Raw genomic sequence first — 12,500 nt, 5'->3', positions numbered from 1 at the left:
CTTTTATTTTTTCCTACCCTTCGTTAATAAAAAAGTTTTGATTTAGTGTGAAATAGTTTATTGCCACCTATAATTCTTTAATATCCTTTCTTAATTTTTCTAAAGCGCCATAAATTCGTTTTTCAACAGCCTTTGTCGAAATGTTTAAAATTTCAGCAATTTCTTTAAAGCGTTTACCTTCAATTCTATTCATTAAAAAGGCTTCGCGCTGGGCCTCGGTTAAATTGGTTAATGCATTTTGCAGTTTATTATAATATTCGTTTTCCTGCATTAAAAATTCAGGATTTTCATTCGTGTAGGTCTTGGGGTTTGTAGTTCTGTATTTTAAAATCACCTTTTGATGTGCGGCTTCGTTAAGCATTAAATTATTTGCTGTTGTAAAAACAAAACTCTTGGCTTTTTCTGGGGTAACTTTGGCGCAGTTTTCCCAAAGTTTTACAAAAGCTTCCTGAACTTTATCTTGGGGGTTTAGTTTTTCGCCGTATTTGTAATACAAAAAGTTGTGCAAATCTTTTGCGTATTTTTTAAAAATGGATGAAAAAATAGATTCTTCACAAATATTTTTATACAGTTGTTTGTTCATATATAGTAGGCGTTGCAATCACTAAAATAAAGCTTTAGTTGATTACAAAGCAGTTACCTCAAATTTTTTTTTAATTATTAGGGTAGGAATTTTTAATCTTCACTTGTTTAATTAACAAAAGCTATGATTAACCCAAATTCACAGATTATGAAAACTAAACTAAAATCATTATTCGTATTACCTTTTTTTGCCCTGTTATTGTTAATGTCTTGTCAGGATGAAGTGGTAGACATCACCACTGCTGAAGAATCTGAAGCTATTGCTGCAAATTCGGAGTTAGCGGTTTTAATTGAAGCGACATCAACAAAAGATGGATCTTTTGATAATATTATTGATCGAGCTAGCTGTTTAACAGTTAAACTTCCTGTAAAAGTTGTGTTAAATGGTTTAGAGATTACAGTAGACTCGGAAGAAGATTATAAGGTAATCGAAGGAATATTTAAGGAATTTGATTACGATTATTCCGATATGGAAATTATTTTTCCAATTACCATTGTAAGCGCCGATTTTACCGTGCATGAAATAAAAAATAAAGAAGCTTTAGCACTACTTGTAAAAGAATGCCATGAAGAAAATGAAGAAGATGACGATATTGAGTGTATCGATTTTAAGTACCCAGTTGAGTTTTCAATTTATAATACCAAGTTTCAGTTTGTCGATGTCGTGACTATCGAAAACGATGAAATGCTATATAAGTTTATACATCGTGTTAGAGAAAAGGAAGTTATTGCGAGTTTAAATTTTCCCGTAACATTAATTCATGCCGATGAGACTGAAGTTGAGGTGTACAATAACATTGGGCTACAATCTGTTATTCGCGAAGCAAAACATGCTTGCGATGAAGATGATGATAACGATTATGGCGATACCGATTTCACGAAAGAACGCTTAGATGAATATCTGAAAATTTGTCCTTGGGTAGTACATGAGTTTGAACGTAATGAAAACGATTTGCGTGAACTCTACAGAGAATATGCCATTGCATTTCAGGACAATAATGTGGTTAAAGTAAAAACACGTTCTGGTGATATGTTAACAGGTACTTGGTCTACCCGAGTAACCGATAATGGCGCCTTAATAAAGCTCGAGTTCGATACTTTAGTCGATTTTACATTAGAATGGTTTGTTTACGATATAGAGTACGGTAGAATTAAATTATACCAAGCAGGGGGAAACCGAATTATTTTAAGAAAAAATTGCGATGTGGTTTTGGAGTATACATTAGATAAAATTCAAAACTACTTAAAAGAATGTTTTTGGCGTGTAGAACGACTTCAGGTTGATGCTATGGATAACGAGGTTGAGTATATTGGAACGCCTTTAAAATTCTTTGCAGACAATGTGGTTAAATTGCGCGTAAACGGAGAATTAGTAGCCGGAACATATAAAATAACTTCAGTAAATGCTGGTTTTGTTCTTCAAATTACTTTGGAAGATCGTCCTAATTTAAACTTACAATGGCTAATCACCTTTTTAGAACCTAATTTAATAAAGCTATCGAATTCTGATAACAAAATGATTTTAAGACGTCATTGTCCGGACTTGGATGAAGATATTAAAGCTATAAACGGATTCATGGTCGATGGTAACTGGCAAGTAGCCTTATATCAAGATGGAGCGGTAAATAAAACCGATACATATAATACATACACTATTAATTTTAATGCAAATGGATTTGTGAAAGTTACCGACGAAAATCAAAATGTAATTAATGGTTCTTGGTTGACTTTTAGGGCCGATGGCTTGTTTATGGGGTTGCGATTTGAAGATACACAACCTTTTAAGGCATTAAATCATCGTTGGAAAATTAAAAATCCAACCGAAACGCGTATCGAATTACTAGATTTTGATGCAGCTGGTAACTTAGAACGAAAATTAGTATTGGAAAAGAAAAATTAATTCTGCTACTGTAGAATGCGAACCTTACCAAATTGAAATTAGTAGGTTAATTTTTAAGTAAGCTTTCGCCGATAAAGGGCTAACATGTAATAAACATGTTAGTCCTTTTTTTGTGTAATTTTTATAGAGGCTAAACTTCATTAATACACAGCAAATCATTAAATTTGCACTTCTTAAAATTTCAATAACAATTATGTTTAATAATTTAAGCGATAAATTAGATAAAGCCTTACACGTTCTTAAAGGACACGGAAGTATTACTGAAGTCAATGTAGCAGAAACATTAAAGGAAGTAAGACGTGCCTTGTTGGATGCCGATGTAAACTTTAAAATAGCCAAACAATTTACAAACACCGTTAAGGAAAAAGCGCTTGGACAAAATGTATTAACAACATTACAGCCAGGGCAATTAATGGTTAAAATCGTTAAAGACGAATTAACCCAATTAATGGGAGGGGATGCCGAAGGAATAAATCTTTCAGGGACACCTAGTGTTATTTTAATGTCAGGTTTACAGGGTTCTGGTAAAACGACATTCTCGGGTAAGCTTGCTAATTATCTAAAAAATAAAAAAACAAAGAAACCTTTATTAGTTGCTTGTGATGTTTATCGTCCTGCAGCAATCGATCAGTTGCACGTTGTAGGAGAGCAAATAGGTGTAGAGGTTTACAGCGATAAAGGTAATCAAGATCCGGTAGCTATTGCGCAAGCAGGTATTGCACATGCAAAAGCGAATGGATTTAATGTGGTTATTATCGATACCGCAGGTCGTTTAGCTGTAGATGAGGCTATGATGACCGAAATATCTAACATTCACGAAGCTATAAAACCACAGGAAACCTTATTTGTCGTAGATTCTATGACAGGTCAGGATGCGGTAAATACAGCTAAAGCCTTTAACGATGTTTTAAATTTCGATGGGGTTATCCTTACGAAATTAGATGGTGATACCCGAGGTGGTGCGGCGATTTCAATTAAATCGGTAGTTAATAAACCTATCAAGTTTATTGGTACTGGCGAGAAAATGGAAGCTATCGATGTGTTCTATCCGTCACGTATGGCCGACCGTATTTTAGGTATGGGTGACGTAGTCTCGTTAGTTGAGCGTGCCCAAGAGCAGTTTGATGAAGAAGAAGCGCGTAAGCTTCAAAAGAAAATTGCTAAAAATCAATTTGGTTTCGACGATTTCTTAAATCAGATCCAGCAGATTAAGAAAATGGGTAACATGAAAGACCTTATGGGAATGATACCTGGAGCCGGTAAAATGTTAAAAGATGTCGATATTGATGACGATGCCTTTAAAGGTATTGAGGCTATTATTTATTCGATGACCCCAGAGGAAAGAACCAATCCTTCAATTATTAATGCTAGTAGAAAAAAGCGTATTGGAAAAGGGTCGGGGACTTCTGTCCAGCAAGTAAATCAGCTATTAAAGCAATTCAACCAAATGAGCAAAATGATGAAGATGATGCAGGGTGGTGGTGCTAAAAAGATGATGGGCATGATGCGCGGGATGCGATAATTTTTTAGTTAAAAGTTAGTTTTTAAAAAGATCAAAAGTCCAATGTCGTCACGCCGATTAATTCTAGGGAACGAAGAATTGTATCGACAAGCGTTCACTCAAAAACTAAAATCTGAATACAAATAACAAGTAACCAAAAATGACAATTTTAGACGGTAAAAAAGTAAGTAACGATATAAAAGAAGAAATCGCAGTCGATGTTCAAAAAATGATTGCTAATGGAGAGAAAGTACCTCATTTGGCAGCTGTTTTAGTAGGAACAGATGGCGCAAGTATGACTTACGTTAATGCTAAAGTGAAAGCTTGTGAAAAAATTGGGTTTAACTCTACTCTAATAGACTTGCCAGAGGAAACGACCGAAGCGGTTTTATTGCAAAAGATTCATGAGTTAAATACAAATAATGATATTGATGGTTTTATTGTACAGTTACCATTACCAAAACACATTGATGAGCAAAAGGTATTAATGGCGATTGATCCGGATAAGGATGTAGATGGTTTCCACCCAACAAACGTGGGTAGAATGGCGTTAGATTTGCCAACATTTTTGCCTGCTACACCGTTTGGAATTATGGAATTACTGGAGCGATACAATGTGGAAACTTCAGGAAAGAATGTAGTGGTTATGGGGCGTAGTCATATTGTTGGTCGCCCTATGAGTATTTTAATGAGCCAGAAACGCAAGGCTGGTGATGCTACTGTTACTGTTGTTCATAGTCGCACCAAAAACTTAGCGGATATTACGCGCAGCGCCGATATTATTGTTGCTGCTATTGGCATTTCGGAATACTTAACCGGCGATATGGTTAAAGATGGTGTTGTGGTTATCGATGTAGGTATCACACGCGTACCAGACGAGACTAAAAAAGCAGGTTACCGCTTAGCTGGCGATGTCGATTTTGCAAGTGTAAGCCCTAAAGCTAGCTACATTACCCCTGTGCCTGGAGGTGTAGGACCTATGACGATTGCTATGCTTCTTAAAAATACCTTGTTGGCAAGAGAAAGACACGGATAGAAATAATAATTATTTATAAGCAAAACAAAAAAAGCAGCATTTTTAAGTGCTGCTTTTTTTGTTTGTAAATTTAATTTTAGTTTAGGCTTTATCAAAGTCTCTATAAATTTTATAGGAATAGGAGCCTTATTATCGTTTTCTGCGCTTAGGTTGTTTCCTGTTGCTTGTTTGTGATTTTTCTGGAGAAGTATTAGGGCGTCTTTCTGTTTTAGGTTTAAAAACCTTGGTTGACGTGCTAATAAGCTTTTTTAACTCTGTAAATTCCTCTTTTGTTAATTCCCTGTACTCACCAACTGGGGTATCCAATTTTATGTTCATGATACGAACACGCTTTAAGGTTTGTACTTCATAGTTTAAATAGGCGCACATCCTGCGTATTTGTCGGTTTAACCCTTGTGTTAAAATGATTTTGAATTCGAAAGTATTTAGTTTTTTAACCTTACATTTGTTGGTGGTTTTTTTTAAATCTTCCAGATAAATACCACCCGCCATTCGCTCAATAAAAGTTTGAGAAATTGGTTTATCGACAGTTACAATATATTCTTTTTCGTGGTTGTTACTGGCACGCAATATTTTGTTTACAATATCACCATCGTCTGTTAAAAGAATGAGGCCTTCGCTTGGTTTATCTAAGCGACCAATAGGGAATATACGTTTCGGGTAGTTAATAAAGTCGATAATATTATCTTTTTCTACACGCGTATCGGTAGTACAAACAATCCCTACAGGTTTATTAAAAGCCAGGTAAACAAACTTTTCTTTGGTGTTTTTTACTTCTTTACCATCCACACAAACCACATCATTTGGAGCAATTTTAGTTCCCATTTCCGGAACGCTTCCGTTAATAGTAACACGGCCGGCATCAATAAGTTTATCGGCTTCTCGGCGCGAACAATAGCCAACTTCACTTAAATATTTATTAATACGTTTTAACTCTTCCGACATGGTGTTTCTGTACAAATTTTAAGATTCAAAAATACAATAAATCTAAGTGTTTAAAAATTCTAAAATGTGATTGTATACAATTTCATTTTTTAAGCCATGACCAAATCCTTTGGTTTTAACTAGTTTGGCGTTGTTATAATGTTTAGATATTTGTAGAGCATCGCGATATGAAATTATTCGGTCTTTTTTATCATGAATAATTAAACCTTGGGGCAAAAGATTTTCCGAGAAGTTTTCTATAGCATAAAAGCTGGGAAGCTTTCCAAAGTGTTTTAAAAAATAATCATTCATAGCTGTAACCACCTTTTTGTTGTATCCCATAATTTTAACATAGTTTTCAATAACTTCGTCAAAATTGGATGGGGCACCTAATAGTATAAGCTTTTCAATAGGAAGTTTATAATTATGGGTTGCTAAGGCAGAAGCAGTGCCGCCAATGGAATGTCCTATTATGATGTTTGGTTTGAAGGTGCTTGCGGCTAAGTTGATACATTCGGAATACAACACAGCATTGAAAGTTTTATGTCCTGAATTTCCATGTCCCGGAGCATCAATACTTACAATATTATAATTTTCAACTTTTAGCAACTCTATTAAATCTTTCCACCGATAAGTATTACTTTCCCAACCGTGGACTAATAATATGGTTTTTTGCGATCCAGGCCATTGGTAGGTTTGAATGTTTATCCCTTCGTAATTTAAAGTGTTTTGTTTTGCCGATTTCAAATACTGGTTTTCTTCGGTAAGTAATTGTCCTTTTCTTGGAGTTGAAAAAATGTTAACTGCCATTTTTGCCGCTTGGTATGGTGCTATATAGCAAAAGGTGTTTACAAGTTTTCCTATGGTTTTTACTATTATTTGATTCATTGAAAGTATAGTTATTCGAGATTTTAAATTGGCGATTGCCACCTCGATAGACTCGTTTTAAAGATTATAGATGAATTACTTTTTTAACGCAATTAAGATTCTCTGCGTGCTAATTCTATTGAAAATGCAGGAGTACAGATAGCAATATATTCGCAAACTTCAGTAAATGGATTTGAGTATTGAACCCGTGTGTTGCGATCTATTTTTATCGATTGACCAGCTTCCAGAACAATGGTTTCTCCCTCTATTATAAATTGTTTTTTTCCACGTATGACAAACGTGTATTCATCAAATTCTGGGGTTTGAAATGGTTCACTCCAACCCGCAGGGGCTTTCATATGAGCGATACTAATATTGCTATTGTTATTGGTTGCTAAACCAAAATGTTCGTTAATAACTTTACCATCATTTGTTGGTACTACAAACGGATTGGTTTGTATCGTGTATTTCTTTGTTGTGCTCATAATAAACTAATTCTTACTAGAAAATTACGTGATATGAACGTAATTAATTCGAGGTTCAAATATACGCATTCCTGCGCGGTTACTAGAGCGTTTAAGTTAATGTATTAGTGACTCTTTAAAGGTTTCTTTTTAATCATACCACCTTTGAGGTCTTTTACAATACCCATGATGATAAAGGCATTTCTGTCTATTTTATCGATTTCTGTCTGTAATTTGGCAAGCTCAAGACGTGTAACTACTGTATATACAATATCTTGATTATAGGTTTTATTATCGTTACTGAATCCACCTTTACCAGCAAAAATAGTACAGGCCCTACCAAGTTTTTCGGTTAACATTAACCTGATGGCTTCATGAGATTTGGATATAATGGTTACACCAACGTATTCTTCCACACCGTCTACAACAAAATCAACTGTTTTTGCCGCAGCCAGGTAGGTTAAAATGGCATAGAGTGCTGTTTCAACTGACAGTACATAAGCTCCAACAGAAAAAATGATAATATTGATGAGCAGCAATATATCGCCTATGGTAAGCGACAATTTTCTGCTTAAATAAATGGCCAGAACTTCGGTGCCATCAATAACACTCCCCCCGCGCATGGACATTCCAATACCTAAGCCAAGAAAGAAACCGCCAAAAACCGAAATTAATAATTTGTCTTCGGTAATTGTAGGGTACTTAATAAAATGAACCACAAAAGCTAAAAGTGCAATGGCAGCAATACTTTTTACAGCGAATTTTATGCTAATTGTTTTAGATGCTAATATTAAAAATGGGAGGTTTACAAGTATTAAAAAGAAACTTAAATTGAGAGGTGCAACGTGGTTTAATAACAGTGAAATTCCCGTAGCACCTCCATCTATAAAGTGATTTGGTAACAAAAATCCTTTTAATCCAAACCCAGCTGAAAAAACACCAATAATGATAAAGATATATTCCTTAATGGCATGAGCCAATTCTACCTGAAAATTCCTAACCAGTGGAACAATTTGTTTTTTACTAACCGGTTTGTCAATAATTTGCTTTGACTTTATCCGCTTTTTAGCAAGATCTACAAGTAATTTGGATAAAATCGGATTCATGGGCAGTTTACCAATTTATAAAGAAGTATTTTATTTTAGCATTCTCAGGAATATGCATCGCTTCAATGTCCAGATCCATATCGAATCTAATATTTGCGGGTAGCTCTTGCTTATCGATAGTGAAACTTGCATTAATTTCGTTAACGGTAACAACCACCGAATTAATTAAGTTGTCTATTCTTGAAATTTTATAATTGCTACTAATATCCTTAAATGTACTTTGGGTCGTAATATCTTTTTCAGTTTTAAATCTAGGATCAATAATTTGAACACTTTTAACGACTGCGGTGGTGTCTGGTTTGTATTCGGGATTCAGAATCAATAATTTTTTACCAGAATTATCAAATACCTCTATGCTCTTTCCAATTCCTAAAAAGCCATTATCGTTAATAACTTCATTAATTGAATCGTTTAAAAAAACAGTTTTTAAATTTTTAACTAGCGTAGAATCTGTTAATAAACCCACATGTTGTTTCGAAATTTCAAATGGATCCTGAGTTTTATTACAGCCTGTGAATAAAAGAGATAGAACAGAGATGCTTAATATTATTTTTTTCATGTAATGATTTGATAAGATGGTTTAATTTTTTTTGACACAAATGTCGCATTATTTTTTCATGATTTTAGTTAAAATACCAAAAACACTTCTAATAAATGTGGCACTGGTTAAAACTTTAACTACGGGATTCATAGCCGTATTTCTTCGTCTTGAAGAGGACGACGAGCGAGCTTTTTTTAAGGCCTCTTGTTCTTTTTTAACTTTTTCTTTAGCGTCCTCTGCTTCGGCGCGTTCAATTTTTTTAGTTAATAATTCGTAGGCACTTTCACGATCAATGGTTTCGTTGTATTTTTTAACTAGTTTAGAAGCCGAAAGAAGGTCTTTTAATTCGGTGTCTGTTAAAATATCCATGCGACTCATAGGGGCGCGCATCATGGTCGCTGCCAGTGGGGTAGGCCGCCCTTTTTCATCTAACGCCGAGACTAAAGCTTCACCCGTACCTAATGCAGTTAAGACGTCTTCGGTATTGTAATATGGTGAATCGGGATAGTTTTGTGCGGTTAATTTAATAGCCTTTCTATCTTTAGCTGTGAAAGCGCGTAAGGCATGTTGAATTTTTAACCCTAACTGGCTTAACACTTCTTCTGGCACATCGGTTGGGTTTTGCGTTACAAAATATAAACCTACACCTTTACTTCTTATCAGCTTTACAATACTCTCTATTTGATTGAGCAATGCTTTAGATGCTTCATCGAAAATTAAATGAGCCTCATCAATAAAAATAACCAACTCAGGTCTGCCTGTGTCTCCTTGTTCTGGGAATGTAGAATAAATTTCAGCTAGTAAGCTTAGCATAAAAGTAGAGAACAATTTTGGGCGGTCTTGAATATCGGTTAAGCGTATAATGTTTATATAACCTTTACCCGTATTGTCAATGCGTAATAAATCTTGAACATCAAACGATGTTTCACCAAAAAATAGGTCGGCTCCTTGCTGCTCGAGTTCTACAATTTTGCGAAGAATAGCACCTGTAGAAGCTGTAGAAATACGTCCATAAGCTTCGTTAAACTCTTCTTTGCCTTCTTCTGTAGCATATTGCAGTATTTTTTTAAAATCTTTTAAGTCTAATAGCGGCAATTTGTGGTTGTCGCAATACTGAAAAATAACAGAAACAATGCCCGATTGGGTATCGCTTAAATCTAAAATTCTAGAAAGTAAAACAGGACCAAATTCGCTAACCGTTGCACGCAGGCGAACACCGTTTTGTTCCGATAAGGTTAACATTTCAACAGGAAAACCTTTGGCCTCAAACGGCAAGCCAATTTTTTCCATGCGTTCATCAATTTTAGGATGTCCGGGGCTAGGTTGCGCCAAACCGCTCAAGTCTCCTTTAATATCCATAAGTAGAACGGGTACGCCGCGTTCGCTTAAGTTTTCTGCAAGAACTTGTAAAGATTTTGTCTTTCCGGTACCGGTAGCACCAGCAATTAAGCCATGACGATTTAAAGTTTTTAAAGGTATTTTTACATGAGCACCAGCTATAGTTTCACCATCTAACATGGCGCTACCCACGGGGATAAATTCGCCTTTGGTCATGTTTCCTTCTGTAATGTGTTTTAAAAAGTCTTCTGTTCTGCTCATACCTTTAATTTTGGTTAAAAATACATGAAAATTGATGAAGAAAAAAATAACTATTTTTCATTAAAAACGAGTAAAGAGAACCGTTTTATTGTGAGTATAAACCGTTTCAAATTAATAAAACAAGCACGCGTTAAATGAAGTGTAAAAAAGATAAAATAACGTAAATGAATACGTATCTTTGCGGCATGAATAGCGAAATACAAGACTTAGTAAACAAAGGTGAAATGTTGCCTTTAATGGAAGAATTTTACACCATTCAGGGTGAAGGATATCATAAGGGAACCGCAGCATATTTTATACGTGTTGGAGGTTGCGATGTAGGATGTCATTGGTGCGATGTGAAAGAAAGCTGGAATGCTGAGCTGCATCCACCTACCCAAATTTCTAAAATTGTAGAAAACGCAAAAAAATATAGTGATACTATTGTAATTACAGGAGGTGAACCATTAACATGGGATATGACACCGCTAACAAAGCAATTAAAAGCACTTGGGATGCAGGTTCATATTGAAACATCTGGAGCTTATAAATTAACAGGTATTTGGGACTGGATTTGTTTGTCGCCCAAAAAACTGAAGTTGCCTACACAAGAGGTTTACGATAAAGCCAATGAACTTAAAGTTATCGTCTATAATAAAGATGATTTTCGTTTTGCAGAAGAGCAAGCGGCTAAAGTAAATAAAGATTGTATTTTGTATTTGCAGCCCGAATGGAGCAAACGCGATAAAGTTGTTCCGGAAATTGTGGACTATGTAATGAAACACCCTAAATGGAAAGTGTCGCTTCAAACACATAAATATTTAAATATACCTTAAGTAAATAATAATATTTACCTAGGTTATATTCAGGTTAACCAGATTTACAGTAAATTAGAGCTAATTATAAACTACATTTTTTGAAAAAGAAAAGAAAAAAACGATTAGCCGTAAGTAGAGAATTTAAACCTGACGAACGTATTATATTGCGGGATCAATTAGCAATAGAACGTACACGTTTGGCTAATGAACGCACTTTATTATCGTACATTAGATCGTCGCTTTACCTTTTAATAGGTGCTTTTGCTTTGTTTCAAATTAAGGAGTACCCCAATTTTAAATATCTAGCCGTAGCAGCTTTGGTGTTTTCGGTTGTTTTTTTATTCATTGGCATTTACAGGTTTTATTTACTAAAAAGAAGTTTAAAACGCTTGTTTTACATGGCAGAAAAACATGATGATATAAATTCATAAAAAAAAGCTACTGTTAAAGTAGCTTTTTTTGTTATTTTCAGCTTGTTAAATTAACCTTTTCGGAGGTATGTGCTTACTTCAATAGCAACTTCTTCCCAGGTTTTACTAACTCCATCTGGTCCCTTGTGTAAATCGAAACAAACTTTATTTAAACTTTCTAAAGCACCTAGTGCATCCCAGTCGTTTAGGTTCATAGTACCTGTCATTAATACGCGGCGGGCATCGGTAATTTCCACATTTAGTGGTAAATCTTTTGTAACACCATTCATAGTAAGTGAGGCTACGTATTCGCCATTATTTATCTTTATTGTACCACTAAGTAGCTCAGTATCTAGCATCGTACCAAAGAAAGATTCTTTAATTTTCGTGTCTCTCGAAGGGTCTTTAGTAAATAAACTACTTACAGGAATTGAAAACTTCAAATTATTTAAAGCTTCCTCTGCTGAAGAACCTGTTTTTTCATTAAATTTTAAAACTGTAAATTCACCTCCAACAGGTACTTTGTCGGTTGTTTTGTAAGCGGTAAATTTTACAGATGTAGCTTCAGGTTTTACAACAAATACCTCTACTGACTTTTCAGTATCAATGTTGGGTTTAGATTCTTTTTTATCGTTTTTACATGCGACTAAACTAAAGGACGCAAGTAATAAGAAATAACCTATTTTTTTCATGAAATTTGTTTTTTAATTTGATATCTGCTAATATACTAATTGTAAATATTTTTGTAGTGAATTTATTTCATTTTTAAAATC

General features: G+C 34.7%; 13 protein-coding genes. 5 read left to right on the top strand and 8 right to left on the bottom strand.

Annotated features, from left to right (window positions below):
- Positions 1 to 67: 67 nt before the first annotated feature.
- Positions 68 to 583, bottom strand: coding sequence for an RNA polymerase sigma factor (locus ICJ83_RS09475; RefSeq protein ID WP_188230142.1), 516 nt, complete (start codon positions 581 to 583; stop codon positions 68 to 70).
- Positions 584 to 730: 147 nt separating this feature from the next.
- Here ICJ83_RS09475 and ICJ83_RS09470 point away from each other — a divergent pair, with 147 nt between their 5' ends.
- The 3 genes from ICJ83_RS09470 (at position 731) to folD (ending at position 5,019) form a co-directional block, all read left to right on the top strand.
- Positions 731 to 2,482 (top strand): hypothetical protein, encoded by a 1,752-nt coding sequence (locus ICJ83_RS09470; RefSeq protein ID WP_188230141.1) that lies wholly within the window; start codon positions 731 to 733, stop codon positions 2,480 to 2,482.
- Positions 2,483 to 2,675: 193 nt separating this feature from the next.
- The gene (gene ffh, locus ICJ83_RS09465; RefSeq protein ID WP_188230140.1) at positions 2,676 to 4,004 is read left to right on the top strand and encodes a signal recognition particle protein; all 1,329 of its coding nucleotides are present in this window, start codon (positions 2,676 to 2,678) and stop codon (positions 4,002 to 4,004) included.
- Positions 4,005 to 4,143: 139 nt separating this feature from the next.
- Positions 4,144 to 5,019: a bifunctional methylenetetrahydrofolate dehydrogenase/methenyltetrahydrofolate cyclohydrolase FolD gene (gene folD / locus ICJ83_RS09460; RefSeq protein WP_188230139.1), complete on the top strand. Its 876-nt coding sequence runs from the start codon at positions 4,144 to 4,146 to the stop codon at positions 5,017 to 5,019.
- Between the two features lie 129 nt (positions 5,020 to 5,148).
- Here folD and rluF read toward each other — a convergent pair whose 3' ends face one another.
- The 6 genes from rluF to ICJ83_RS09430 form a co-directional block, all read right to left on the bottom strand.
- Positions 5,149 to 5,964, bottom strand: coding sequence for a 23S rRNA pseudouridine(2604) synthase RluF (rluF, locus tag ICJ83_RS09455; RefSeq protein WP_188230297.1), 816 nt, complete (start codon positions 5,962 to 5,964; stop codon positions 5,149 to 5,151).
- Positions 5,965 to 6,006: 42 nt separating this feature from the next.
- Positions 6,007 to 6,831 carry an alpha/beta hydrolase gene (locus ICJ83_RS09450; RefSeq protein WP_188230138.1) on the bottom strand — a complete coding sequence of 275 codons (825 nt, stop codon included), beginning with the start codon at positions 6,829 to 6,831 and terminating at the stop codon, positions 6,007 to 6,009.
- A 92-nt stretch (positions 6,832 to 6,923) separates the two neighbouring features.
- Complete coding sequence (locus tag ICJ83_RS09445) at positions 6,924 to 7,295, bottom strand: cupin domain-containing protein (protein ID WP_188230137.1); 372 nt, start codon at positions 7,293 to 7,295, stop codon at positions 6,924 to 6,926.
- Positions 7,296 to 7,399: 104 nt separating this feature from the next.
- On the bottom strand, positions 7,400 to 8,380 hold the full coding sequence (locus tag ICJ83_RS09440; RefSeq protein WP_188230136.1) for a YitT family protein: 981 nt from the start codon (positions 8,378 to 8,380) through the stop codon (positions 7,400 to 7,402).
- A gap of 7 nt (positions 8,381 to 8,387) precedes the next feature.
- A complete protein-coding gene (locus ICJ83_RS09435) occupies positions 8,388 to 8,939 on the bottom strand; it encodes a hypothetical protein (RefSeq protein ID WP_188230135.1) in 552 nt (183 codons plus the stop codon).
- 48 nt (positions 8,940 to 8,987) lie between these two features.
- A complete protein-coding gene (locus tag ICJ83_RS09430) occupies positions 8,988 to 10,520 on the bottom strand; it encodes a helicase HerA-like domain-containing protein (protein ID WP_188230134.1) in 1,533 nt (510 codons plus the stop codon).
- A gap of 185 nt (positions 10,521 to 10,705) precedes the next feature.
- On the opposite strand from ICJ83_RS09430, the gene ICJ83_RS09425 reads away from it, so the two are divergent.
- Both ICJ83_RS09425 and ICJ83_RS09420 read left to right on the top strand, forming a co-directional pair.
- On the top strand, positions 10,706 to 11,335 hold the full coding sequence (locus ICJ83_RS09425) for a 7-carboxy-7-deazaguanine synthase QueE (RefSeq protein WP_188230296.1): 630 nt from the start codon (positions 10,706 to 10,708) through the stop codon (positions 11,333 to 11,335).
- A gap of 80 nt (positions 11,336 to 11,415) precedes the next feature.
- A complete protein-coding gene (locus tag ICJ83_RS09420) occupies positions 11,416 to 11,748 on the top strand; it encodes a DUF202 domain-containing protein (protein ID WP_188230133.1) in 333 nt (110 codons plus the stop codon).
- A gap of 50 nt (positions 11,749 to 11,798) precedes the next feature.
- Here ICJ83_RS09420 and ICJ83_RS09415 read toward each other — a convergent pair whose 3' ends face one another.
- Positions 11,799 to 12,419: a YceI family protein gene (locus tag ICJ83_RS09415; RefSeq protein ID WP_188230132.1), complete on the bottom strand. Its 621-nt coding sequence runs from the start codon at positions 12,417 to 12,419 to the stop codon at positions 11,799 to 11,801.
- Positions 12,420 to 12,500 lie beyond the last annotated feature (81 nt).

It is taken from the genome of Aestuariibaculum sediminum, from assembly GCF_014596945.1.
Classification (GTDB): Bacteria; Bacteroidota; Bacteroidia; order Flavobacteriales; family Flavobacteriaceae; genus Aestuariibaculum; species Aestuariibaculum sediminum.
This window is presented reverse-complemented; position numbering and strand designations above follow the sequence as displayed.